Annotated in this window: 24 protein-coding genes; 12 read left to right on the top strand and 12 right to left on the bottom strand. The window is 36.9% G+C overall.

Annotation, left to right across the window (positions count from 1 at the left end; genetic code table 11):
* Positions 1 to 12: 12 nt before the first annotated feature.
* The 9 genes from AC5YGG_RS02030 to AC5YGG_RS02070 form a co-directional block, all read right to left on the bottom strand.
* Positions 13 to 978, bottom strand: a complete 966-nt coding sequence (locus AC5YGG_RS02030; RefSeq protein WP_496142744.1) for a T9SS type A sorting domain-containing protein — start codon at positions 976 to 978, stop codon at positions 13 to 15.
* 29 nt (positions 979 to 1,007) lie between these two features.
* On the bottom strand, positions 1,008 to 2,411 hold the full coding sequence (locus AC5YGG_RS02035) for an outer membrane beta-barrel protein (protein WP_496142745.1): 1,404 nt from the start codon (positions 2,409 to 2,411) through the stop codon (positions 1,008 to 1,010).
* Entirely contained in the window at positions 2,404 to 2,970 is a 567-nt protein-coding gene (locus AC5YGG_RS02040; RefSeq protein ID WP_496142746.1) for an RNA polymerase sigma factor, read from the bottom strand. The genes AC5YGG_RS02035 and AC5YGG_RS02040 overlap by 8 nt, the downstream gene beginning before the upstream one ends.
* A 93-nt stretch (positions 2,971 to 3,063) precedes the next feature.
* Complete coding sequence (locus AC5YGG_RS02045; protein ID WP_496142747.1) at positions 3,064 to 3,639, bottom strand: DUF4840 domain-containing protein; 576 nt, start codon at positions 3,637 to 3,639, stop codon at positions 3,064 to 3,066.
* 242 nt (positions 3,640 to 3,881) lie between these two features.
* Positions 3,882 to 5,297, bottom strand: a complete 1,416-nt coding sequence (locus tag AC5YGG_RS02050; RefSeq protein WP_496142748.1) for an efflux transporter outer membrane subunit — start codon at positions 5,295 to 5,297, stop codon at positions 3,882 to 3,884.
* Positions 5,284 to 8,442: an efflux RND transporter permease subunit gene (locus AC5YGG_RS02055; RefSeq protein ID WP_496142749.1), complete on the bottom strand. Its 3,159-nt coding sequence runs from the start codon at positions 8,440 to 8,442 to the stop codon at positions 5,284 to 5,286. The genes AC5YGG_RS02050 and AC5YGG_RS02055 overlap by 14 nt, the downstream gene beginning before the upstream one ends.
* Before the next feature lie 30 nt (positions 8,443 to 8,472).
* On the bottom strand, positions 8,473 to 9,594 hold the full coding sequence (locus tag AC5YGG_RS02060; RefSeq protein ID WP_496142750.1) for an efflux RND transporter periplasmic adaptor subunit: 1,122 nt from the start codon (positions 9,592 to 9,594) through the stop codon (positions 8,473 to 8,475).
* A gap of 248 nt (positions 9,595 to 9,842) precedes the next feature.
* Complete coding sequence (locus tag AC5YGG_RS02065) at positions 9,843 to 10,607, bottom strand: LytR/AlgR family response regulator transcription factor (protein WP_496142751.1); 765 nt, start codon at positions 10,605 to 10,607, stop codon at positions 9,843 to 9,845.
* Complete coding sequence (locus tag AC5YGG_RS02070; protein ID WP_496142752.1) at positions 10,604 to 11,722, bottom strand: sensor histidine kinase; 1,119 nt, start codon at positions 11,720 to 11,722, stop codon at positions 10,604 to 10,606. Before AC5YGG_RS02070 ends, AC5YGG_RS02065 begins: the two co-directional genes overlap by 4 nt.
* A 229-nt stretch (positions 11,723 to 11,951) precedes the next feature.
* Here AC5YGG_RS02070 and AC5YGG_RS02075 point away from each other — a divergent pair, with 229 nt between their 5' ends.
* Positions 11,952 to 12,776 carry a universal stress protein gene (locus AC5YGG_RS02075; RefSeq protein ID WP_496142753.1) on the top strand — a complete coding sequence of 275 codons (825 nt, stop codon included), beginning with the start codon at positions 11,952 to 11,954 and terminating at the stop codon, positions 12,774 to 12,776.
* Positions 12,777 to 12,963: 187 nt separating this feature from the next.
* On the opposite strand, the gene AC5YGG_RS02080 is transcribed toward AC5YGG_RS02075, so the two are convergent.
* Positions 12,964 to 13,833, bottom strand: coding sequence for an ATP-grasp domain-containing protein (locus AC5YGG_RS02080; protein ID WP_496142754.1), 870 nt, complete (start codon positions 13,831 to 13,833; stop codon positions 12,964 to 12,966).
* Positions 13,834 to 14,050: 217 nt separating this feature from the next.
* On the opposite strand from AC5YGG_RS02080, the gene AC5YGG_RS02085 reads away from it, so the two are divergent.
* The 5 genes from AC5YGG_RS02085 to AC5YGG_RS02105 are packed head-to-tail and all read left to right on the top strand — an operon-like array spanning position 14,051 to position 16,162.
* Positions 14,051 to 14,560, top strand: a complete 510-nt coding sequence (locus AC5YGG_RS02085; RefSeq protein WP_496142755.1) for a hypothetical protein — start codon at positions 14,051 to 14,053, stop codon at positions 14,558 to 14,560.
* Complete coding sequence (locus AC5YGG_RS02090) at positions 14,557 to 14,904, top strand: tRNA-binding protein (protein ID WP_496142756.1); 348 nt, start codon at positions 14,557 to 14,559, stop codon at positions 14,902 to 14,904. The genes AC5YGG_RS02085 and AC5YGG_RS02090 overlap by 4 nt, the downstream gene beginning before the upstream one ends.
* 15 nt (positions 14,905 to 14,919) lie before the next feature.
* Positions 14,920 to 15,621 carry a 3'-5' exonuclease gene (locus AC5YGG_RS02095; protein ID WP_496142757.1) on the top strand — a complete coding sequence of 234 codons (702 nt, stop codon included), beginning with the start codon at positions 14,920 to 14,922 and terminating at the stop codon, positions 15,619 to 15,621.
* A gap of 3 nt (positions 15,622 to 15,624) precedes the next feature.
* On the top strand, positions 15,625 to 15,951 hold the full coding sequence (locus tag AC5YGG_RS02100) for an SUF system Fe-S cluster assembly protein (RefSeq protein ID WP_065395614.1): 327 nt from the start codon (positions 15,625 to 15,627) through the stop codon (positions 15,949 to 15,951).
* A 58-nt stretch (positions 15,952 to 16,009) separates the two neighbouring features.
* On the top strand, positions 16,010 to 16,162 hold the full coding sequence (locus tag AC5YGG_RS02105) for a hypothetical protein (RefSeq protein ID WP_496142758.1): 153 nt from the start codon (positions 16,010 to 16,012) through the stop codon (positions 16,160 to 16,162).
* A 56-nt stretch (positions 16,163 to 16,218) separates the two neighbouring features.
* Here AC5YGG_RS02105 and AC5YGG_RS02110 read toward each other — a convergent pair whose 3' ends face one another.
* Together AC5YGG_RS02110 and AC5YGG_RS02115 are read right to left on the bottom strand one after the other, a co-directional pair.
* Positions 16,219 to 17,055: a sulfurtransferase gene (locus AC5YGG_RS02110; protein WP_496142759.1), complete on the bottom strand. Its 837-nt coding sequence runs from the start codon at positions 17,053 to 17,055 to the stop codon at positions 16,219 to 16,221.
* Between the two features lie 167 nt (positions 17,056 to 17,222).
* On the bottom strand, positions 17,223 to 18,071 hold the full coding sequence (locus AC5YGG_RS02115) for a hydroxymethylglutaryl-CoA lyase (protein ID WP_065395612.1): 849 nt from the start codon (positions 18,069 to 18,071) through the stop codon (positions 17,223 to 17,225).
* Between the two features lie 189 nt (positions 18,072 to 18,260).
* Here AC5YGG_RS02115 and pepT point away from each other — a divergent pair, with 189 nt between their 5' ends.
* The 6 genes from pepT to AC5YGG_RS02145 all read left to right on the top strand — a co-directional run bounded on the left by pepT (position 18,261) and on the right by AC5YGG_RS02145 (position 23,685).
* Positions 18,261 to 19,511: a peptidase T gene (gene pepT / locus AC5YGG_RS02120; protein WP_496142760.1), complete on the top strand. Its 1,251-nt coding sequence runs from the start codon at positions 18,261 to 18,263 to the stop codon at positions 19,509 to 19,511.
* A gap of 1 nt (position 19,512) precedes the next feature.
* The gene (locus tag AC5YGG_RS02125; protein ID WP_496142761.1) at positions 19,513 to 20,079 is read left to right on the top strand and encodes an energy transducer TonB; all 567 of its coding nucleotides are present in this window, start codon (positions 19,513 to 19,515) and stop codon (positions 20,077 to 20,079) included.
* A gap of 202 nt (positions 20,080 to 20,281) precedes the next feature.
* Positions 20,282 to 21,046 carry a T9SS type A sorting domain-containing protein gene (locus AC5YGG_RS02130; RefSeq protein WP_496142762.1) on the top strand — a complete coding sequence of 255 codons (765 nt, stop codon included), beginning with the start codon at positions 20,282 to 20,284 and terminating at the stop codon, positions 21,044 to 21,046.
* Between the two features lie 185 nt (positions 21,047 to 21,231).
* Positions 21,232 to 21,828, top strand: a complete 597-nt coding sequence (locus tag AC5YGG_RS02135) for a porin family protein (protein WP_496142763.1) — start codon at positions 21,232 to 21,234, stop codon at positions 21,826 to 21,828.
* Between the two features lie 80 nt (positions 21,829 to 21,908).
* Positions 21,909 to 22,961 carry a sensor histidine kinase gene (locus AC5YGG_RS02140; RefSeq protein ID WP_496142764.1) on the top strand — a complete coding sequence of 351 codons (1,053 nt, stop codon included), beginning with the start codon at positions 21,909 to 21,911 and terminating at the stop codon, positions 22,959 to 22,961.
* On the top strand, positions 22,951 to 23,685 hold the full coding sequence (locus AC5YGG_RS02145; RefSeq protein WP_496142765.1) for a LytR/AlgR family response regulator transcription factor: 735 nt from the start codon (positions 22,951 to 22,953) through the stop codon (positions 23,683 to 23,685). The genes AC5YGG_RS02140 and AC5YGG_RS02145 overlap by 11 nt, the downstream gene beginning before the upstream one ends.
* Positions 23,686 to 23,754 lie beyond the last annotated feature (69 nt).

Consider the following 23,754-nt stretch of genomic DNA (forward strand, 5'->3'; position numbering starts at 1 on the left):
TAATTAAAATCCTTATTTTTTTATGAATCTGTTCTTGTATTCTGTACCATTAGCTGCTACAGAAACAATAATATAATTACCTGGTGTAAGGCTGCTTACATCAATAGGCTGATTGTATTTATGATCATTTTTCTGCATAACAAGTTTCCCGGACATATCCATGATCGTCACTTTAGTATATGCTTTGTCGGTTTCTTTACCGATATAAAGTAATTGTGCTGTAGGATTCGGATAAACTTTAAGATTGTTGTCTTTACGCTTTGTTTCTCCGGTTCCCAATTCGCCACAGAAATCCCACTCTCCAAAATTCAGCTGCACGAATGAAAAAGGATCTAAAAGCTCGCATTGCCCCGGACAGTATTCCGTACATGCATAGAATCCATATTTACCGGATTCTGTAGCAATTAAAGTATCTCCTGTCACTCCTGAAACCACGCAGGGATCTCCTGAAAATGGAGCATTGGTGGTAGGAACACACTTAAACCAGATATGATTTTCGTAGACCGCAGGAAAGACATTATCAAATTTTACAGAGGCTCCTTTACATACATTTACCACTCCCATATCCACTTCCTGATATGTTCCAGGTGTGTAGGTAGACATCATTGCCGGAAGTCCGTACATATATCCGTCAGCAAAAACAGCCGGGCTTTCTGCAGTGCAATCTCCCTGGGTAACTTCCACTTTATAATAGTAAAGCTGGTCGTCATATCCATTAATCGTCAATTGTTGTGAAGTAGCTCCGGCAATAGGTATCCAAGGGCTATTATTAGGAGTCTGCCACGTCCATTGCTGCTTATACCATTGGTAACTTTCAAATGGCTGGGTAGAAAGTATTTCATTCTCATCACTACAGAATAAGATGGTATTTGGGGTTCTGAGCCCGAGTCTTGGGCTGGTAATGGTAGGATTACACTGTGCTTGTATGTTCAGAAGCCCGAACAGTAAAAATGTTAAAAAAATCAGTTTTGTTTTCATATGTAGACATTTAAGGTTGATTTCCGTATTTAATCAATCAGCAATCTGATTCCGAACTTCACATTGAATTGTAAAGGCTTCTCTTTATAAATGGTATTGGGAGAGTTTTCACTTTTGAAATGATATCCCACGCCCGGTTCTGCATAGATTCCCAGCCTGTCAATCACTTTCAGCTGAAGCCCTACTGCTGTATTCACTGAGAACTGCAGGGGTTTTCTATCCAGAGTTTCTTTGGATGTTTCTTTTACTTCATCATTTACTACATATGTTGTTCTCACGCTCCCCGATACCGGTTTTTCTACCAAAGCTCCTCCTGTCACATACCCTGTAAATTTTCCTTTCTGAATGACATTATAATTGACCTGAACCGGAATTCCTACATAATGGATGGTCTGATCTCCTTTAATATAATTCTCACTGCTTCCGGAGTGCAGTTCGGACACCAGTTTTGTATAGCTCAATCCTGTTCCTATTCCCCATTTTTTGCCAAGATTATAATAAACGGATAACCCAAATGTAACAGGCAGCTTGTGTGTAATTCTTGCTTCTACAGGCTGGCTTTGATTTGCCAATAATATTTGCGTTAAAGGATCATCTACAAACTCAGAGGCACTCCATACTTCTTCCACATTCATTGGTGTTCCGTTTATGGATGCATAGCCTGGAAACTGCTGTTCCGCACCATTAGATGAGGTATTACCGGTAAGCATACCCAGCATCCATTTCTTTTTCTCTTCAGTCTTTAAGGCTTTAGCCTTTGTATTGTCAGCGTAAGTTTTCCCGAGGTTATTCTTTTCAAAAAGATCTTTTTCTGCTTCTCCATCATTATTTTTATGAACTGGATTTTCACCAGTCAAGGGTATTTCCGATGAAGGTTTATCTGCTTTAGCAATAGGTCCTGCGATTTCCGGAGTTGTTCTTATTTCCTGAGCCGTTTCCATGCTTCCGGTTTCTTTCTTCCCTACATTTTCAAACTTTATTTTCTTTGTATTTTTCTCTGTCTGTATTGTATTTAAATGATTCTGCGCTACGATAACATCTGTATTCTGATGTTTCTCAACAGCTATATCATTATGATTTTCAAATCTTTTTAATTTATCTTTATCATTAAGTTCTTTTAAGTGAGATGGATTCTTTGAAATAATTTCATCTTGATCTTTAGGCAGCATTTTGATTACCATAAATCCTAAAACTGCTGCTGCTGCCATCCCTCCAATGCGATAATATAAAGATCTGTTTCCTGCTTTTGAAGCTCCTGTTATCGTATTTTTTTCCTCATCATTATCTACTATAGGCATACTTCCGGCAATGACTGTATTTTCTTCTTTCTCTGAGAACAGTTCGTCCCTGATGTCATCCCATAACCCTTCCGGAACTTCCTCTTCATGGTCGTCCATTCTGTTTCGCAGGTTATTTAGCCATTCATTACTCATACTGTGCTTTTTTTGACATTTTAAACTCTTTTACTTTCTGAATAAGCAGTCCCTTTGCCCGATGGAACTGTGATGCAGAAGAGTTCTCTGCAATTCCCAATAATTCAGCGATTTCCTTATGGCTTCTTCCTTCAAATACAAACAGGTTAAATACTGTTCTGTAACCATCAGGAAGTGATCTGATCATGTCCATAATATCCGTTTTAGGAATTTCCTCAAAATCCGGCTCCTCTTCTTCAGGCACATCCGGAAGCTCCTCTACCTCAACGGTTGATCGGAAATCACCTTTCTGTTTTATATGCTTTAATGCCTCATTCACTGCAATTCTTGTCATCCAGGCTTTCAAAGATCCTATTCCCCGGTATTCAAATGACTCTATAGAGCGAAACATCTTAATAAAACTGTTCTGAACAACATCATGTACATCTTCTCGTTCAGCCACATATCGGGTGCATACATAGGTCAGATTACCTGAATAAGCTCCAAAAAGCTCTTTCCAGGCGGATTCCTCCTTCTGTAGAAGGCGTCTTACCAAAATCTGTTCTTTACTTTCTTCCATGTACTGCTACCGTATCCGAGACTGTTCTAAAAATTCGAAGGCAAAAATAGATTGCATCTTATAAATGCAATCCATTATCATAATATCTATTCATTAATTCTTTACACAGAACGGAAAATTATAATTAATCGCTTCATAGGAGCTGAGTACCGTACCATCTACAATAATTTTTTCTGCTACCAATGCAAACCTCATTGATTTATCCATTCCTACATAAAACCCTTTCTGTTTAGCAGCCAATACCACTTCTGTCTTTTTAATGGTTCCATCTACCGGAATTCTTATTTCCAGGTTTTTGGGAACAAGATTTAACTCTACAACATTACTGGCTGTGTTTACAGATGAGGTATATTTAATGTTATACTTTACTTTTCCTATCGTTTTTACTGCTTCTTCAGTCTTTACCGGATCTTTTACTACTGTCTTTACAATTTCCTGTATCGGAAATTCTGCAAAGACTATTGTATCTTTTTTTACTTTAAAGTCTTTAATTTTTTCTGTTTTGACATTTCCCTGTATGGTAATGAGTCTTCCTTTATAGTTTCCGTTAACGTCTTCAAGTTTTACTGGCGGAATATCCGGAGCATCACTATTACATGAGAACAAAGAGAAACCTGTCACTACAATTAAAATGGCTGTCAAAAGTTGAGTTACTGTAAATTTTTTCATTGCATTATTTTTTCATTAAACATTAATTATTTCGAGTACTCAATGATATAAATCTCCTTTTTCAAAAATCTTGCATCTTATTTTAAAAAAAAGACAATATTTTTCATAACCAACTGATTTTATGGATGAAAAATTCAATTAAACCAAATACATTTTTAATAAAAATCAATATTCATTTACAATTTCACATTAAAAAAGGAAGCTACATCTGTAACTTCCTTGTTGTATTAATCTTTTAAATTTTACTCTACACCACCTCCAAGTGCTCTGTACAGATCAACCTCAGCATTTAACTTTTCAAGTGTAACATTGATGGCTTCCAGGTCATTCTGAAGCTTATTATTCTGAGCGGTAATAACTTCCAGATAATTTGCCATTCCGCTTTTGTATAATTTCAGGGCATCATTGATTCCTTTATCCAAAATTGCTGTTTTCTGCTCAAGAAGCTGTAGTCTTTCTGACGAACCTTGAGATTTTGCCATAGCATCGGAAACTTCTCCTACAGCCGTCATTACAGACTGTTTAAAGTTGATAGCCGCCTTTTCCTGTTCAATTAACGCCGTTTCATAGGCGGTTTTCAACTGTTTCTTCTGAAAAATAGGCGCCGCTAAATTAGCAGCCACAGCTTTGGTAATAGATCCGGGAATATCAAACCATGAACTGAATTTATTGGAATTGACTCCAATCTGTGGGCTTAAGCTGATACTCGGATACATTGCTGCCTTCGCCAATCCTGTTTTTGAATTCAGACTGATCACGTTAAATTCCGCCATTTTCAGATCTGGTCTTCTGCTCAGCAGCTGTGCGGGTAATCCTTCTGAAAGTCTGTTTTCAGGGATCATCGTTTTCAGATTTCCCTGTCTTTCAATTTTAGCAGGATATTCTCCACAAAGGATGCTCAAAGCATTTTCCTGAATCGAAATATTCTGTTTAGCCAAGGGAATCAGTAATTCCGCCGTTTTCTTTTGAGCTTCAGATTGTTGTACGGCAAGTGAATTGATCTGCCCTGCCTTAAACTGAAGTTCCATCATTTTAAGGGTATTATTGCTTAGCTCAATATTCTGTTCGGCTATTTTCATCTGCTCGTCCAGACTGATCAGATTGTAGTAAGATTGTGCTACCTGAACTACGATTCTGCTTTTTATAGCATTCAGATTTTCTTTTTGGGCAAAGTATTCTGCGGCGGCAGATTCTTTCTGCATCTTCGCTTTCCCCCATATATCCACTTCCCACGAAAGCCTAACACTTGCACTGAAATCATCCATATGAGTTGTTCCTGCAAACTGTTCATTAAGTGATCCGTTCAGCGTATTGGTAGAAGCCCAGCTTCTGTTGGCTCCTGCACTGAAATCCAGAGTTGGGAGAAGAGACAGCTTAGCCTGCTTATAGATCAGATCCAGCTGTTCTATATTTTTTAGGGCAATATTTACTTCATTATTTCTTTTTAAAGCTTTATCTATCAACTCTACCAGCTTAGGATCTTTGAAGAAGGTCTTCCATGGAAGAACCACTGTATCTCCTGTTACCTGTACAGATTCTTTATAGGTTTCCGGCACCTGAAGATCTGTTCTTGCATAGGGTTTTCCCACGGCGCAGGACACCAGTACTGATGCCATTGCGCCTGAAATAAGGAAATTCTTTATATTAAATATTCTCATTTGTCAATTGATTTTGTATTACGGGATACTTCTTTTTGGATGAAAATTTCTCATCCAGATATTGGAAGAACATATATAGCACAGGGATTACAAATACTCCCAGCACTACTCCGCTCAACATTCCTATTGCTGCACTTACACTGATGGATTTGTTTCCTGAAGCCATTCCTCCTGTAGAAATCATCAATGGAATCATCCCAACGATAAATGCTAATGATGTCATGATGATCGGACGCAGCCTTGCCTTTGCTCCTTCCAGCGCAGAATCCAGAATAGATAGTCCTGATTTTCTACGCTGAACCGCAAATTCCACAATAAGAATGGCATTCTTCGCCAACAGACCAATAAGCATGATCAATCCTACCTGCACATAGATATTATTATCCAGCCCAATCGCTTTGATTCCAAGGAAGGCTCCTACAATACCTGTCGGGATAGAAAGCATTACTGCTAATGGAAGAATATAACTTTCATATTGAGCAGCCAGCAACAGATAAACGAATAGTAAACATAATCCGAGAATCACTGCGGTCTGGTTTCCTGCTGATTTTTCTTCCAGACTTAATCCGGTCCATTCATAACTGTAATCAGAAGGCAGTTTATTCAGTGTCGGTTCAATTTTATCCATCAAAGCTCCGTTACTGATTCCCGGTTTTGGAACTACATTAATATTCAGTGAATTATAAAGATTATATCGTTGGACAGATTCCGGACCATATACTTTTTTCAAAGTGATTAAGGTATTGGCGGGAACCATTTCGCCTTTATTATTCTTCACAAAAATGTCATTGAATGCCTGTTCATCCATTCTGAAAACACCGTCTGCCTTGATATTCACTCTGTAGAACTTTCCGAATCTCGAGAAATTCTGAGACTGATCTCCTGAGAAGTATGTCTGTATTGATCCTAATAAATTAGAAATACTTACGCCTAATTGCTTTGCTTTATCTTCATTCACTTCAAGCTCCAGCTGCGGATAATCTGCTCTGAACATGGTATATGCATAAGCCACTTCCGGCACCTGCATCAATTGCCCGATCACATTATCTGCCTTCGCTTTAAGGACTTGCGGATCTCTGCCCATACGATCCTGAAGCACGATTTCTGCATCATTGGTTACTCCATATCCTTCTACCGGAGGCATTCTGAAGCTCATTACACTTCCTTCTTTGATCACAGCCAGTTTTTCATTGACGATATTCATGATTTCATCAATATTCTGGACGGCGCCTCTTTCTTTTTTAGGTTTTAATTTCACAAATCCCATTGCATAAGCAGGTCCTGCACTGTTACTTAACAGGTTAAATCCTGTAATAGAGGTATTTTCCTGAACGGCATCTACTGTTTTTAAGATAGCATTGATTTTATTTGAAACTTCTGTTGTTTTCGTCAGCCCTGTTCCTGGTGGCATACTTAATGAATAGATAAAAAACCCGTCATCTTCCATTGGTACAAAACTTTTTGTAGTACTTGTCATCAACCATGCTGAAAGCCCAATGATACCTGCTACCAAACCTGCTGCGATCCATTTTTTTCCAATCAAAAATCTTACTCCTTTTGCATATCGGTCTGTCATATTATTGAAACCTGCATTGAAGGCAACGGCAAATCTCTGTCCGAATCCTTTTGATTTTCCACCTTCTTCTGCGTGGTGATTTTTCAAAAATACAGCACATAAAGCCGGTGTTAAGGTAAGCGCATTTACGGCTGAGATAATAATAGCTATTGCTAATGTATAGGCAAACTGTTTATAGAATAATCCTGCGGAACCAGACATAAACCCAATCGGGATGAATACTGCAGACATCACCAAAGTAATGGAAATAACAGCTCCTGTGATTTCATTCATTGCTTTGTGAGTAGCATCTCTTCCGGAAAGATCTGTTCCTTCCATATTACTGTGAACTGCTTCTACCACTACAATAGCATCATCCACTACAATACCGATTGCAAGCACAAGAGCAAATAACGTCAGTACATTGATCGTAAATCCTAATACCAAAAGGAAGAAGAATGTACCAATAATAGCAACGGGAACGGCAATCGCCGGGATAATGGTAGATCTGAAATCCTGTAAGAAGATAAAAACTACAATGAATACAAGGATAAATGCTTCTATCAAAGTAGATTTCACCTGCCCTGTTGCTTCATCCAATCTTTCTTTGGTACTCATTACCTTAGTATATTTAATACCTGGAGGGAATGATTTTGAAAGCTGATCAATCGCTTTATTTACTCCTATTTCAATTTCATTTGCATTGGAACCGGTTGTCTGCATAATGGCAACAGTAACGGCATTTTTACCATTGGAAAGGTTATCTCCGCTGTTATTGATGGATCCGAATTCTACTCTTGCCACATCTTTAAGCCTGATGACATTGGTTCCGTCATTTTTTACCACAATATTTTCGTATTGTTCCGGCTTATTCTTTTTCCCTTTGTATCTGATTACATATTCCAGCGCAGCATCAGATTCTTCTCCCAGCTTACCCGGAGCCGATTCTAAACTGTGATCGGCAATTGCATTGGACACATCCGAAGGTTCAAGACCGTAAGAAGACATTTTCTGCGGGTTAAGCCAGATTCTCATGGAATAATCTTTTACCCCGAAGATCTGTGCCTGCCCTACCCCTTTTACCCTTTTAATCTGTGGAATAAGATTGATGTTCGCGTAGTTCTGAAGAAAGGTTTCATCATACTGCTTATTATCTTCAGTATAAATATTGAAAATCAATACCATACTGTTCTGTTGCTTAGAGGTCGTCAGTCCCATTCTTACCACTTCCTGAGGTAATATCGGGGTTGCCTGCTGTACTCTGTTCTGAACGTTTACTGCTGCCTGATCGGCATTTACTCCTTGCTTGAATATTACAGAGATGGTAAATGTACCGTCATTACTAGCCGTAGATTTCATGTAGCTCATGTCTTCTACTCCATTTATCTGCTCTTCCAAAGGAGTCACTACAGAGCGGATCACTGTTTCACTGTTCCCTCCCGGATATGAACCTGAAACTGTAATGGTAGGCGGAGAAATGTCCGGAAACCTGGTCACTGCCAGCTGGTTTAGTCCTATGATCCCCAAAATGACAATAATGAGGGATATTACCGTCGCCAGTACCGGACGGTCTATTATCTTTTTTAACATTTTCGAATTTTCTAAGAATGATTATAAAAATTATTTTGAAGGTGCTACTTTGGCTACAACCAAAGCCCCGTCTGTAAGAGCATCAATTCTATTGATGGCAATTTTATCTCCTGCTCCCACACCTTCTTTTACAAAATAATCTTCAGGTGTACTTCCTGATACTTTTATCTGGGTCATTTTTACTTTATCCTTGCCATCAAGCTTGTAAACGAAGAATTTATCCTGAATATCTTTTACGGATGTTTTCGGAAGCTTAATTACTCCATCCAGAGCATTGTGTATCATCACTCTGCCTGTGCCTCCCGATCTCAACAATTTATCAGGGTTCTGGAAAACAGCTTTCATCTGGATGCTTCCTGTATTTCTGTCGAAATTTCCACTTGCATTTTCCAATCTTCCTTTGAATCCGTATTTGGAACCATCTGCTAAAACAAGCTCTACATTTTCTGCTTTTTCACCGGATGCTGCGGCTCTGCTGTGTGCAATAAAATCCGCTTCATTCATAGAAAAATATACATTCACAGTGCTGATGTTTGATAATGTTGTAAGGGGAGAAGCATCCGACGGGCTGATCAGGTTTCCTACCCTGTTCGGAATTCTTCCTATGTATCCGCTTACCGGAGCTTTGATATAAGTAAAGTTGGCATTGATCTTTGATGATCCTAAAGAAGACTGTGCCTGAGCGACTTGTGCTGATGCTGCTTTTAGGTTTGCCTGAGCTGTTTTCAGCTGCATATCGGACACTACTTTTCCTTCTACAAGAGGTCTGAGTTTTTCCACTTCCAGCCTTGCTGTTTCCTGAGCTGCCAAAGCAGATTTCAATGCTGCTTCATTAGTGTTTACCTGCTCATTATATACAGAAGGATTGATTCTGAATAATGTTTGCCCTTTACTCACATACTGTCCTTCTTTTATATAAACAGCTTCCAGGTATCCTGTTACCTGAGCTTTAATTTCTACATTATCCTGCCCTTCTATACTTCCGGGATATCCTGTAGAAACATCTTCATTTCCGGATTTCACCTGGATAAAATCTGTAGGAAGTGCCTGCTGCATCTGCTGAGCATTTTCCTGGGCATTCCCAGACCCGCAAGAATACAATATTGATGCAGCCGCGAGTGAAAGTGCCAGATATCCTTTTCTGTAATTCATAACATTTGATTTTAAATTTTACAACAGCAAAATAAGTTCATATAATAAGGATAGTGATCTAAAAATGAGGTGAAGCGTAATTAATCGCAGGTGAAACGTAGCATTCCAAAAATGAAAGGAAAATGAATATTCCTGCCATTCTGATTGTTAAAAAGAGGGTTTTAACTTTAATATTATGGAGGTTTAAAAGCAAGGCAAAATAAAAGCTGCCCCGATTGAGACAGCTTGTAAATATTTAAATTCTTTGATTAATAATCCATCCAGGATTTGAATACAGAAGCCTTTTCCCGACTTACAATGACCTCCATTTCAGGTTGTTTTCTCAATTCCAGTTTTAGTTTACCATTAAAATGATTATAAATCTGTTTTACAGAATCTATGTGGATAATAAATTGTCTGTTCGCACGGAAGAAAAATTTAGGATCAAGCTGTTTTTCAAGCTCTTCTAATGTCTGAGGAATATTTTCTACAACCCCTGTATTTAACATTGCTTTACTGATTCCTAGTTCTGTATAAAAGTATAAAATATCTTCGGCAAGCACCGTTTTATATCCGTCACGGTGAACAATCAAAAAGCGCTTTCTATAATCTTTTGGCTGAATATAATTAAGTAAGCCTTCAATAGCAGAACCTACTACCGGAACCGCTTCCATAAAGGTTTCATAACGTTTCAGGGCTGCATCAAGCTCTTCCTCATCTATCGGTTTCAAAAGATAATCTACACTGTTATATTTGAAAGCCTGCACCGCATATTCATCGTATGCTGTTGTGAAGATGACTGCACTTTTAATTTCGTGTTTATTAAAAATCTCAAAGCTAATCCCGTCTGCCAAACGAATATCCATCATGATGATATCCGGAACAACGTTGTTTTCCAGCCAATTTACGGTAGAGGTTATCGAGTCTTCTACAGACAGTATTTCAATATGAGGTCTTAGTTTCAGCAACAACCTTTTTAACCTGTCGGCATTGGGTCTTTCATCTTCTACAATTAAAATTTTATTTATCTTCATATCAATGGAAGTTTTACAATAAATTTATCTTCAGTCTTTTCAATGATCGGTTTTGCATATCCAAGGATCTCATATCGGGTCATCACGTTGGTAAGTCCTACCCCTGAGGAATCCGGTTTATTAATCAAAGGTAAAAACGTATTGGAAACCACAAGCTCTCCCTCTGCGTTTGTATGCACATGAATTTCCAGCGGATTCGCCTTTGAGGTTTGATTATGCTTGATGGCATTTTCAACCAATAGCTGCAGGGACAACGGAAGGGTGTACATAGATCTGTATTCTTCTTTAATATCTATTTTAAATATCACTCCTTCTCCTATTCTTTTCTCAATCAGAAAGATATAAGAGTCTAAAAATTTCAGCTCTTCTTCTACAGCAATGATATCTTTTTTGGAATTGACCAATAAGTATCTGTATACTCTTGCAAATTTTTCTGAATACTCATATCCAAGCTGCTGATCTTCAAGAATAAGCTCAGAAAGCACACTCAGATTATTAAAGATAAAATGCGGATCTATCTGCAGCTTGAGTGCCTGAAGTTCTGCTGCCATAGCCGCCTGCTTGTGTTTGGAGGCTCTGATTTTATGCTGAGCTGCTTCTACGGCTGTTTTTTTCCAGTTTTGAAGTAAATAATCCACTGTATTAAACCCGCTTATGATCAATGATATTACAATATTGGTAGCTACCCATTGTCCCATCAAGGTGTATTCTTTTCGGGAATCCATTTCCGGTAAATTGTCTGAGGTACATTCTACAATGGCATTCACAATCACTACAATCAGAACACTTCCTACAATCTGAATAAAACCCTGAATAAGTAATCGTTTGACCGTCCTGTCTTTCCAGGGAAGTAATTTATTGAGTGCCATATCAATAAGGATACTTACTTCAGAAATGATAACAGAGAAAAGAAGAATCCATAAGGCGTCTTCAACCACCATTTTTAACGGGGTGTCTAAATAGCTTTGCCAAACGGGATCAAAAGGGTCTATCAGATAAGAAAATCCGCAGAAAGCAACTACTGCTACCGCCCAAATCACCAACCTCCTTTTCATTGCGGAAAGGATCTTTTTACTGCGTATTAAATTTTTTCTTATGGTAGAAATCTTATTCATTTCCGGGGCTTTGTGAGTGTAAATATAAAAATAGATTTTAGAAGAGTCTGACCGATTTTAAACGAGACCGCCAAAACCGTACATGAAACGTAAAATAAGAGAGTTCAAATGAAGACTGACGTTTCATCACCTGAAAAATACATTTCATCATCATTTTATGCAACATCACATTATTTTTAATCAAAAGCGATCTGATCCTTCCTAGTTTTGCAATACTAAAATCGGTACAATGAAAACAATAATTGTCTGCACAGATTTCTCACCGGAAGCTGAAAATGCCACACATTATGCGGCTTCTATTGCGAAGGAAAACCAATATAAAATGATTCTTTTCAATTTACAGAGTATTTCTATTCACGCCCTGAATGCTCAGGCTTCTGCTGATTTTTTCTATGAACAGACTCTTAAAAATCAAAAAAAACTTTCTGATAAGGCTAATGAAATCAATGCAATATATTCTATAGAAACAGAATATCACCTTGCTTCAGGTAATTTTATTGAAGAACTTAATAATTGCATCCGGATCATAAACTGTGACTTTATCATCATGGGAATGGCTGAAAAAACACTTGAACAAAGACTGTTGGGAAATACCGTGACCAAAGCCATTCACAGAATCAGAAAACCCATACTGATTGTTCCCGGACATATTGAATATACGGGTATCCGAAAGATTCTTTTTGCTTATGATACTCATAAATGTATGAGCTGGTCTGCAATGAATGATATTTATTATTTCATCAATGAATTCAGTTCTGAGATAGAAGTATTCAATGTAAGTGAAAGTCTGGAGGATTTTACGGAAGCCATTGAAGATATAGATTTAAATTCCGGATATGACATGGATGATATTAAATATACCTTTAAAATGATTCAGTCTATGGAAGTGATAAAAGCCATTGAAGAGGAAGTAAAACTAACCAATGCGGACCTTCTGACCATGATCCCTTATCGGTATAATTTCGTGGAGTCTCTATTTCACCGAAGCAAAACGGCTATTATGGCTTATAAAAATAAAGTACCATTACTATCAATCCCCTTAAACATAGATTAAGATTCAATAAAAATCTGTACACATTTGTATTCTTTTTGCCTTTATAAGGCTGAATTTTACACTTAATCTTGTTTAACAGGACCGGAACTTGCCCTCCGATCCTGTTTTTATTTTAAAATATCACTCTCAATTATTAAATAAAAACCGTCTCAAAGCAGAAACGGTTTATTACAAAATAATTTAAAAATTAAGAAACCAGAGTCATTAATGCCTGATAATAATTTTCCAATAAGGTATTGTTTCCATTCAAAAACAGGTAAGGTTCAATGAGTTCCAGTTCCATTAACCTGAATGAGTGATCAATAAGAACTCCGTCTACTCTCGCATAAAGCGTTGATTGTGGTAAACTTTTTAAATAAGCACCTGCCTGTTCTATATGCAAGGGATCTGGTATAGGATAACTGATTGTTCCGCCATGATAATGCTGTACTCTGAAATCGCCTTGCTTGGGAGTTTTTAATGAACAGTGGCTATATTTTCCATTGAAAAAAAGGAATGACCATTCTCCGTTTTGGATTTCCTCTACAAAAGGCTGTACCATATAATCCTGCTCTTTCAAAAGCTGTTCTATTTCTGCTGAACGTTCATCAAAGTTGTTTCTGCTTACGGTAATTGTATTTTGTGCTCCCGCACTTACACAAGGTTTTACCACGAGCTTCTCTGCTTTAAAAAGATCAAAAAAATGATTGTTAAAAGAAGAGCCTTTGTCAAGATATTCAGCTGGGATTACCGGAAGTCCTTTAGCTGCAATATCTTTCAGGTAATGCTTGTCTGAGTTCCATTTAATAATATCAACCGGATTCAATACTTTAACCCCCAGTTTATTAATTCTTTCCAGCCAATTCAGGAATTCATTCAAATGGTTATGATAATCCCACGGAGATTTAATAATCGCAATGTCAAAATTACTCCAGTCTATATTTTCATCATTCCAGATGGAAGGAACAACGTCCAAGCCTTTGCTGATTAAAAAATTAATTAATTCTGTATCTTCATCATTCGCCACACCCTGAGAAAACTTTTTCTCCATTTTATAGCCTACTATTGTGATTTTCATGCTTCTGTTATTATGTATTTATCTTTAAGTAAAGTTCTGAAGAATGGATGAATAAGCACAGATACAGTTTTTTCAATTTAAACGGATACAATTAAAGCGTCTTAATTACCTGTAATCATTTAAATATTTAATTCAACAATATTTAAAAGGCAATATTCCCACAAACAGTCTTTGTATTCTCAATATTTTAATACATTTGTTATAAAACATATTCTAAATGAATTTCGAGCAGATCCATTTACACCTTGACGCCTATAAGGAACACAATCAAATACTGGATGCCGCAAAATATCTTATTCATTCTTTTGATCTTGAACACGATAATTTTGCAGGTTTTGGTTTCAGGGAAGAGCTTTCTCCAACCTCCATGCTTCTTACCGCAGAAGGTGAATTGGGAGGACCCCAAACCGTAATGATTCCAAGAAATTTATTTGATTTTGATCTGAATCTGGTTCTAAACATGATTGCTCATGAGATGCTTCATGTAAGGCAAAAAGCTCCCGGACAAGTTATTGAAGACAAAAATGAACGCGAATTCCAGGCTTACTATGAAATGCTTTTTCATAAAGTTTTTCCACAGGTTCCGGAGATTTCGGATTTTCATAAAAAATTCTTTGGTGGTAAGGCTCTGGAATATTACAAAAGAATGGGCGAAGGTTCAGAATTACAACAAAAATATGCAGAACAGAAAACAGAAGTAGAACATTTAATTAATACATTACCATGACCACAAAACCAGACATCACTTGGGCAGATTTTGAAAAAGTAGACATCAGATGCGGAACGATTATTTCAGTAAACGATTTTGAAAAGGCAAGAAATCCGTCTTATCAATTAGAAATAGATTTTGGAGATTTAGGAATCAGAAAATCCTCTGCACAAATCACTTCTCTTTATGAAAAAGAAGAATTGATAGGAAAACAGATTTTAGCAGTGGTAAATTTCCCTAAAAAACAGATTGCCAATTTCTTCAGTGAATGTTTAGTTTTAGGATTATATGGTGATGATAAAAAAGATGTTACCCTTTTAACACCTTCTTTACCAACAAAAAACGGAATGCAGGTAGGATAGCAAATAAAAAACACAATGATACAGAACATACCATTAGAAAGAGTTTTATTCCTTGATATTGAAACCGTTCCACAGGCAGCCTCCTGGGATGATTTATCTGAAACCGATCAGCATCTTTGGGACAAAAAAACTAAGTTTCAGAGGAAAGATGAGGTATCAGCAGAAGAGTTTTATGACAGAGCCGGTATTATGGCTGAATTCGGAAAGATCATCTGCATCACCATCGGAATGCTGGAAAAGAATGAGACTTTAAAGATCAAAAGCTTCTCCGGACATGATGAAAAGAAAATGCTTCTGGAATTTGGTGAAATATTCAACAGTCCTCGACTTCATAATGTCATTCTCTGTGCTCACAACGGAAAAGAATTTGATTTTCCCTGGATTGCCAGACGATATCTGATCAATGGAATACAACCTCCGGCACCTTTTCAGATGTTCGGAAAAAAGCCTTGGGAAATCCCGCATATCGATACAATGGAACTGTGGAAATTCGGAGATTATAAAAGTTTTGTATCCCTGGAATTATTAGCTCATGTCTTTGGTATTCCCACTCCGAAGGATGATATTGACGGCTCAATGGTTTCATCAATTTACTACATAGAGAAAGACTTGCAGAGAATTGTTGATTATTGTGAAAAAGATGTCTTAACTTTGGCAAATATTTTCCGGCGTATGCGTCAGGAAGATTTGTTGAAAAGGAATATCAATCTAGATTAAAAAATGAAATTTACAGACGATCAAATTGCTGACATTGGTGAGGAAATCATCAGCGTACTAAAAACCGTATATGACCCCGAAATTCCGGTAGATATTTACGAGCTAGGGTTAATTTATGATGTACAGATCTCCGATGATGCTGACGTAAAAATTATAATGACACTTACAACTCCCAACTGTCCGGTTGCTGAAACGCTTCCTCAGGAAGTAAAAGATAAAGTAGGTGAAGTAGAGCATGTAAACAGTGTAGATTTAGAGCTTACCTTTGAACCTAGCTGGAATAAGGATATGATGAGTGAAGAGGCTAAGTTTGAATTAGGAATGCTGTAGAATCAGCCGGTTTTCTAAACCAGATAAATTGCCTATATTGCTCATAAATTTTTAACCCATGATTAAAAAAACCGGAGCAATATTGCTTGCTTTCTTAGGAGTATATATGTTGTATGTGGGAGCGCAGATGAAGGCTCAGCCCCCTTTTATTACAGGATTAGGATTTATCATAATTTCTTTACTTCATTTAAGCAATAAACAATTGAAATAAAAAGGATGTCAGCATGTGACATCCTTTTTCTATTTTAAACTAAAAATCAATTAATTTTAAATCTCTTTAGCAATTTCTTTTCCTTCTCTCCTGCTCCATTCACTCCATGAGCCTACATAGAGATTTGGGGTATCTAATCCTGCATGCGCTAATGCTAAAATCGTATGACAAGCCGTCACTCCTGAACCACAGTGAATGATCAGACGTTCAGGTTTATTTTTCAATAACTGGCTGTATTTTTCTTTTAAAGCCTCCGGACTCAGGAAGAACCCATTTTCATCCAGGTTTTCAGAAAAAGGAATATTAATAGCTCCCGGAATATGCCCGGCAACAAGATCGATAGGCTCAGATTCGCCTCTGTAACGGTAAGCATCTCTTACATCAATTATGGTAGAAGAATTGCTTTTCAACTCGTTTTCAACCTGTTCAAGGCTTGAAATGGGTAAAGACCAATCTGTTCTATTAATCAATGGTGCTTTTTCGAAGGTTTCTTCTCCCGATGAAAATTCTATATTCTCATTCTCAGCAGCCTGAATTCCTCCATCCAGAACCTGTACATTTTCAAACCCAAAAGACCTTAGCATCCACCAAGCCCTAGCAGCTGCATTGGATCCGTTTTTATCATCATAAATTACAATATGAGTACCTTCAGTTATTCCAAGATTGGAAAGTGTTTCAGCAAATATTTCTGGGCTCGGAAGCGGGTGTCTGCCTCCAAAAGCAGCATTTTCTCCTATATCAGCCAAATCCTTATCAAGATCAATGAATCTAGCTCCTTTGATGTGCTTATCAAGATAGTTTTGTTTTACATCTTTTCCTACTCTTGCATCAAGAATGATAAGATGTTCTTTGGAAATGTTTTTTAATTGGGATGATGTTATGATTGGAGACATTTTATGATTGTTTTAGGTTGAATTTAATTAGGTTTTGGCTAAAGCCAATGAATGATTTATATAATAAAGCGGGCTAAAGCCCGCTCCTATTAATTTTTATTTCAGACAAATTTTGAAGACAGAAAAATCTGTAAAATCTGTGAAAGACGTATTATCTTTTCATCAATTTAAAAATGAAAAATATCCTTCGCTTTATTGTAAGAACTTTCAAAGTTCAGCAGATTCAGTTTATGATCAGCTTTTTCAACGCTCATAAAATTGATTACCTGTTCTGTAGGCATATTTCCAACCAGATCATCTTTAGCCATCGGACATCCGCCGATACCTTTAATTGCACTGTCGAATCTTCTGCACCCCTGATCATAAGCCGCTTTCAATTTTGAATAAGATTCTTCATAACGGTTATGAAAATGCCCTCCGAAGTTGATTTCAGGATATTTTGAAGGTATTTTTTCAAATAAAAGGGCAATCGTTTCCGGTGTTGCCACTCCTGTTGTATCCGAAAGAAGAATATCCTTTACGCCAATATCAGAGAACCTTTGCGCCCACTGATCTACATCTTCCCATTTCCACATTTCACCGTAAGGGTTTCCAAATGCCATGGAAAAGTAAATATTCAGTTGTTTTCCTTCGCTTTTTACCAGCTCCAGCATTTTAATGATCTCCTCAAAAGCTTCGTCCTGACTCTTATTGGTATTTCTGTGCTGAAATGTTTCAGAAATAGAGAACGGGAACCCAAGGATATCTACAGATTCATGCTTCAATGCTTTTTCTGCTCCTCTGTAGTTTCCGATAATAGCCGAAACTTTAGTTTTGGAACGGGATTTATCTATATTTTCAGCCACCTCATCAGAGTCAGCCATCTGGGGAATTGCTTTTGGAGAAACAAAGCTCAGGCAATCCAATACATCAAAGCCAACATCCATTAAGGAGTTGATATAATCGATCTTTTTATTGGTGGGGATAAATTCTCCCCATCCCTGCATTGCATCTCTAGGACATTCGGTAAGAAACATTTTTACTTTTTGATTTTCTCAAATATAATAAAACTAAACTATTTAGTATCTACGACATACAAAGCTAACATTATTTTGATTTTCAAAGTTTTAGATGTGATTTAAAATTTCAATAACTGATATTCAGTCGCAAATAATATATTCGGAGCGTCAAATTTGCTAACTTTGTTAAAATTTATGATAAATCTGATGAGTACAATAGAATTCAATCCTTTATGGAAAGAGAAATTACTGAACCGTTTTCTTAGCTATGTAAAAATATATTCAACGAGTGATGCAGAAAGTGAGTCTACTCCTTCTACTGAACGTCAATGGAATATTGCGAATTATATTACGGAAGAGCTGAGAACAATCGGTTTGGAAGATGTTTCAATTGATGAGCACGGTTATATTATGGGCTATGTTCCTTCTAACCTTGAAAATGATGACAGACCTACAATTGGATTCATTTCACACTATGATACATCACCGGATTTCAGTGGGGAAAATGTAAAGCCTCAGGTTTGGGAAAATTATGATGGAAATGATCTGTTACTGAACCAGACTACAGGATTCACCTTGTCTCCTGCGAGATTTGAAAGTTTAAAAAAATATATCGGTCAGACGTTAATTACTACTGACGGAAATACACTTCTTGGAGCTGATGATAAAGCAGGTTGTGCAGAGATTGTAACTGCTGCTGAATACCTTATCGCTCATCCGGAAATTAAGCATGGAAGAATTGCTGTAGGATTTACGCCTGATGAAGAAATCGGAAGAGGAGCTCATAAGTTTGATGTAGCAAAATTTGGTGCAGAATGGGCTTATACGATGGATGGCGGAGAAGTTGGAGAATTGGAATACGAAAACTTCAATGCTGCCGGAGCAGTGGTAAAAATCCACGGGTTAAGTGTACACCCAGGTTATGCTTATGGTAAAATGATCAATGCAGCATTATTGGCTTCTGAATTTGCACAAATGTTACCCGCTAATGAAACTCCTGCAACAACTAAAGGATTTGATGGTTTCTATCATTTAATGGATATTAACGCCGATATTTCTGAAGCAAAACTTCAATATATCATCCGTGATCATGATGCTGATAAATTTGAAGCCAGAAAGAAATTCATGGAAGAAAAAGTTGCTGAATTCAACCAAAAGCATGGTGAAGGAACTGCTGAAGTAGAAATCAAGGAACAATACAGAAACATGAAACAGCAGTTTGAAGGCAAAATGCACATTGTAGATCTTGCTGCAAAAGCAATGACTGAAGCGGGTATTGAGCCGAAGATCAAAGCAATCAGAGGCGGTACAGATGGCGCTCAGCTTTCTTATATGGGTCTTCCTTGTCCTAATATCTTCGCGGGAGGAATCAATTTCCACGGTCCTTATGAATATGTAGCTTTAGAAAGCATGGAAAAAGCAACTGAAGTTATTATTAATATCGTAAAAGCATATTAAGATGAAAAAACTCTTAGCATTAGCATTCATAACTACATTTGCTTTCGCGGGCGCTCAGGTGTCTGCATTCCAGAAAGCGGATTCCAAATATGAAAGAAAGAAAAAGGCTCTGTATAATAAATATCCTAAGCCTAATGATTTAAGAACTAAGCTGGAGTGGCTTCTTACCGAGGACAAAATAACCTCTTATAAAAATGCTCTTGAGAAAATTGCTGAGGACGAAAAAAAAATAATAAACAATGATCCGCCTGTAACAACAAAAGTGACCAGGGAAGCAGAATACGAAACAGGTAAAGCGGCTTTTCAAAAATCATTATCACAGACCGTTGATCTTGCTTTCTTAAATTACTCTTCAGAATCTTATAAAGCGACATTAACTTTTGTAGTGGATTCTAAAGGAAATGCCCTTGATGCTCATGTAAAAGGAAATAATGAAGATGTAAATGCATTCATTGAAGCGGCATTCTACCGCATTAAAGAGAATGGCAAGTGGAAACCTGCCGAAAGTAATGGAAAACCGGTATCATCTTCGGTATCCATTCCTTTAGTACTTACATTTAAAAAATAAGGTACCTACCTACAATAAATACTATAAACCCGCTAATGAAGCGGGTTTATTTTTTTATCCCATTGCAATCTTACTTCCTGGTTCTTATTTTCACCTGAAAACGGATTCTTGTCATAGCATTTTTACCATTCATCAAATAAAATTTCACGTCATCTTTCAGATGTATTGTTTTGTGCCAAATTCATTTAAATAACAATCACTTATGAAAAAAATTCTTTTTTCAATGACCATTCTAGCAGCAAACTGTGCGTTTGGTCAAATAAACCTTGAACATTCTTATACCTCTGACAGCGGTCACTGGGATATTTATTCAGACAACAGTACATCCCATTATTTGATTGGCAGGGGCAATAATACTTTTGATATTTACAATGCCAATCATACATTGTACAAAACCCTGACGCCCACTATTCCTAATAACTATATGCATATTCCTGAATTACTCAGCGAAGGCTATACTATTTCTAAACATATTTTTAATACGGATGATAAATTAGAATTTATACTGACTTTTATCAACAATCAGGGAGGGCAGCGCCTAATGCTCATCATCAATGAAGACGGAAATATTATCAAGCAATTCGGGACAGATTATCATTCCCTATATCAGATTTTTCATGATGCAGTATCTAATCAGAACAAATTTGTTATTTCAAAAAATTCAGGAAGCAATACAATTACAGAAGTATATACATTGCCTACTTCTACCTTAACCACTTTGGAAATTCAGTCACAAAATAAAAATAAGCTTTCTGCTTTTCCTATTCCTGCAAACAAGCTTTTGAACATTATAAATCCCGGAAACGGAGGAAACAATGTTCAGATCTATGATGTCTCTGGGAAAATAGTGCTTCATAAAAGTTTTAATTCGGGAGAAAAGAACATTGCCATTGACGTGGAATCTCTTAAAGCGGGAGTTTACCTCTATAAAATCGGAGATCAAAGTTCCAAGTTCATCAAGAACTAATTTTTATATACTTTTATAAAATCCCACTTCAGCCGGAGTGGGGTTTTTCTTTTAATAAGCCCTATGAAAGATTAAATACCAATATCTACGGCTTGTCACTACCTGATTACCGTTCATCAAATAAACTTTTATACAGCCTTCAGGATTTGTTGTTTTGCATCAAATTTCTAACAATAATTAAAATTATGAAACAACAATTCTTAGCATTCTGCTCATTGTTATTATGCATTACATGTTCTGTAAAAACTCAGGCTCAACAAAGCCCGGCACTTCATATAGGAGTAAAGGGAGGAGCAAATTTTACAAAAACCTCAACGGAATCTTCTTCCTTGGAAGGGAAATACGGTTTCGGCTATCAGGCAGGTGTAATGACAAGAGTAGATATTGGAAGCCTGTATGTACAAGGAGAAGCGCTATTCAACAAAAGAAAAACATCGTACGACGAAAAATCTGGTGGTTCCGCAAAATTGACATGGAACTCCATTGATATTCCTGTAGTGGTAGGTTACAAGATCATTAAAACAGATGATTTCAATCTAAGAGCTTTTGCGGGAGGGGTTTACAGCTATGCCTTCAATAATAAGCTGTCAACGTCTGAATCTATACAGGAAGGTTTTAAGAAGTTTGACAAGTCTAATATCGGGATTACGGGAGGTATAGGAATAGATTATAAAAATTTCACTGTAGACCTTCGATACGAACACGGACTTTCGAATATCAGTAAGGAATTTAAATCCAAACCTCACAGCTTTAGTCTTGGGATAGGTTATTTCTTATTCTAAAAACTTGAATTATCTTTGAACCATTAGAAACTGTGAATCTGCAGTTTCTAATTTTTTGTAAACCCTCTTCAGACCACTCCATGACAAAACCTATTGTTTTCAAAGAATATATTTTTTACCTCAGCTTCTGGTGTATTTTTGCTGTTGTAATATGGATTAATTTTCAGGCAAACACAGATCGGGTTATTGCTGTACTTCAGACGATAGCTATTGTAATAACTTCTTTTATTTTCACCTATCATCTTGCCCAAAAGCTTCTTCCTAAGGCATTAAGGACAAAAAGAATGAAAATTTTCCTGGTACAGGCAACAGTGAATATTTTAATTCTAAGTGTTATTTACTCTATCATTTTCACGTATCTTCAGGTTGCTCCTACAGTGGATCTGCCGCCCAGTTTCTATGATCATTTGCCCATTTTATGGCAGGGATTTTACATGGCTATTCCTGCGGCTTTTATGATAAGTGTGGCTACCTGCGGTATTAAGTTTTACCTTGAGCATGAAAGAATAGAAAGAGATCATATCCTCCTTCAGCAAGCCCATCTGGAAAATCAGCTTAAGCTGCTTCAGGATCAGATGAACCCACACCTGGTATTTAATATTCTGAATCACATTCATATTCTCATAAAAACGGACCCTCAGCTTGCTGATTTTTTATTGATGAAGTTTTCAGATATTTTACGCTACCAGCTTTATCATTGCAATCAAAATCTGGTTCCTCTAGACAAAGAAACTGAATATCTTCAAAATCTGGTAGAGGTAGAAAAACTACGATGGGGGAATGAGCTTAATGTAAATGCTACCCTTAAAATCAGCAATACAAAGGCTTTAATTGCTCCTCTGCTACTGGTTCCTTTTATTGAAAATGCTTTTAAATATGTATGTAGGCTTCCGGGGCAGATCGGTTATGTAAAGATCTTATGTAAGGAAGAAAACAATAATCTCTTCTTTTATGTTGAAAATTCTTATTCAGATATAGCAGTTGATAAAAAGAAAGACGGAGGAATCGGTCTGCAAAATGTAAAAAAGCGTCTGAAGTTACAGTATCCTGATGCTTATGATTTGAAAATTGAGTCTGAAAACCTTGTCTATAAAGTTACTTTAACCTTAAAACTATCGGAAAATGAGCAGTAGTATCCCTAAAATGAAATGTCTGATCATAGATGATGAACCGTTAGCCAGATTCCATCTTAAAGAGCTTGCCGGTCAGATTGATTTTTTATCGGTGGAAGGAACGTGTGCCACGGCGCTGGAAGCTGATGCTATTGTAAAAGAGAAAGAAATAGATCTTCTTTTTCTGGATATCAATATGCCTTATCTCAATGGAATAGATTTTTTTGAACAGCTGGAAAATCCGCCTCTGTGTATTTTTACTACAGCTTATTCAGAGTATGCTTTGGAAGGATTTCGTCTTCAGGTGGTAGATTATCTTTTGAAACCTATTGCCTTCAATCGTTTTTATCAGGCTGTGAATAAAGCGCAGCAACAGTTTATTATCAGTGAGAAACTAAGAAAAAACACACCTTTGGATGATCCTTTTCTGTATGTAAGGCAATCTGATACATTTATTAAGGTTTCCTGGGTTGATATTTTATATATTGAGAGTATGCAGAACTATACCAAGCTGCATTTTAAGGATAAATCTCTGATTATACATCAGACAATGAAAGCCATTGAAGAATCATTGCCTTCTGAACATTTCTTCAGGATTCATAAGTCTTTTCTGATCAATATCACTCATATTGATATGATATCCGGAGGGCGTTTATACATTAATAAAACTGAGCTTCCTATTTCCCGTACCCGAAAAGAAGAACTATTAAATCAGGTAGTATATAAAAAACTGATCAGTAAATAAAAGAGGGAAGCCGGAGAATGGGCGGGGAAATTTCTGAAATTAAAAAATATCTCAAAAACACTCCAGCTT

Source organism: Chryseobacterium sp. CS2K3 (assembly GCF_059515185.1).

What these genes read in the sequence shown, in the direction of transcription:
- AC5YGG_RS02065 (WP_496142751.1), bottom strand. Translation starts at nt 10,607, where the DNA reads ATGAAGATAAATAAAATTTTAATTGTAGAAGATGAAAGACCCAATGCC.
- AC5YGG_RS02125 (WP_496142761.1), top strand. Translation starts at nt 19,513, where the DNA reads ATGAAAAAACTCTTAGCATTAGCATTCATAACTACATTTGCTTTCGCG.
- AC5YGG_RS02100 (WP_065395614.1), top strand. Translation starts at nt 15,625, where the DNA reads ATGAAATTTACAGACGATCAAATTGCTGACATTGGTGAGGAAATCATC.
- AC5YGG_RS02105 (WP_496142758.1), top strand. Translation starts at nt 16,010, where the DNA reads ATGATTAAAAAAACCGGAGCAATATTGCTTGCTTTCTTAGGAGTATAT.
- AC5YGG_RS02040 (WP_496142746.1), bottom strand. Translation starts at nt 2,970, where the DNA reads ATGGAAGAAAGTAAAGAACAGATTTTGGTAAGACGCCTTCTACAGAAG.
- AC5YGG_RS02095 (WP_496142757.1), top strand. Translation starts at nt 14,920, where the DNA reads ATGATACAGAACATACCATTAGAAAGAGTTTTATTCCTTGATATTGAA.
- AC5YGG_RS02145 (WP_496142765.1), top strand. Translation starts at nt 22,951, where the DNA reads ATGAGCAGTAGTATCCCTAAAATGAAATGTCTGATCATAGATGATGAA.
- AC5YGG_RS02140 (WP_496142764.1), top strand. Translation starts at nt 21,909, where the DNA reads ATGACAAAACCTATTGTTTTCAAAGAATATATTTTTTACCTCAGCTTC.
- AC5YGG_RS02130 (WP_496142762.1), top strand. Translation starts at nt 20,282, where the DNA reads ATGAAAAAAATTCTTTTTTCAATGACCATTCTAGCAGCAAACTGTGCG.
- pepT (WP_496142760.1), top strand. Translation starts at nt 18,261, where the DNA reads ATGAGTACAATAGAATTCAATCCTTTATGGAAAGAGAAATTACTGAAC.
- AC5YGG_RS02115 (WP_065395612.1), bottom strand. Translation starts at nt 18,071, where the DNA reads ATGTTTCTTACCGAATGTCCTAGAGATGCAATGCAGGGATGGGGAGAA.
- AC5YGG_RS02060 (WP_496142750.1), bottom strand. Translation starts at nt 9,594, where the DNA reads ATGAATTACAGAAAAGGATATCTGGCACTTTCACTCGCGGCTGCATCA.
- AC5YGG_RS02050 (WP_496142748.1), bottom strand. Translation starts at nt 5,297, where the DNA reads ATGAGAATATTTAATATAAAGAATTTCCTTATTTCAGGCGCAATGGCA.
- AC5YGG_RS02080 (WP_496142754.1), bottom strand. Translation starts at nt 13,833, where the DNA reads ATGAAAATCACAATAGTAGGCTATAAAATGGAGAAAAAGTTTTCTCAG.
- AC5YGG_RS02135 (WP_496142763.1), top strand. Translation starts at nt 21,232, where the DNA reads ATGAAACAACAATTCTTAGCATTCTGCTCATTGTTATTATGCATTACA.
- AC5YGG_RS02045 (WP_496142747.1), bottom strand. Translation starts at nt 3,639, where the DNA reads ATGAAAAAATTTACAGTAACTCAACTTTTGACAGCCATTTTAATTGTA.
- AC5YGG_RS02085 (WP_496142755.1), top strand. Translation starts at nt 14,051, where the DNA reads ATGAATTTCGAGCAGATCCATTTACACCTTGACGCCTATAAGGAACAC.
- AC5YGG_RS02030 (WP_496142744.1), bottom strand. Translation starts at nt 978, where the DNA reads ATGAAAACAAAACTGATTTTTTTAACATTTTTACTGTTCGGGCTTCTG.
- AC5YGG_RS02110 (WP_496142759.1), bottom strand. Translation starts at nt 17,055, where the DNA reads ATGTCTCCAATCATAACATCATCCCAATTAAAAAACATTTCCAAAGAA.
- AC5YGG_RS02035 (WP_496142745.1), bottom strand. Translation starts at nt 2,411, where the DNA reads ATGAGTAATGAATGGCTAAATAACCTGCGAAACAGAATGGACGACCAT.
- AC5YGG_RS02070 (WP_496142752.1), bottom strand. Translation starts at nt 11,722, where the DNA reads ATGAATAAGATTTCTACCATAAGAAAAAATTTAATACGCAGTAAAAAG.
- AC5YGG_RS02090 (WP_496142756.1), top strand. Translation starts at nt 14,557, where the DNA reads ATGACCACAAAACCAGACATCACTTGGGCAGATTTTGAAAAAGTAGAC.
- AC5YGG_RS02055 (WP_496142749.1), bottom strand. Translation starts at nt 8,442, where the DNA reads ATGTTAAAAAAGATAATAGACCGTCCGGTACTGGCGACGGTAATATCC.
- AC5YGG_RS02075 (WP_496142753.1), top strand. Translation starts at nt 11,952, where the DNA reads ATGAAAACAATAATTGTCTGCACAGATTTCTCACCGGAAGCTGAAAAT.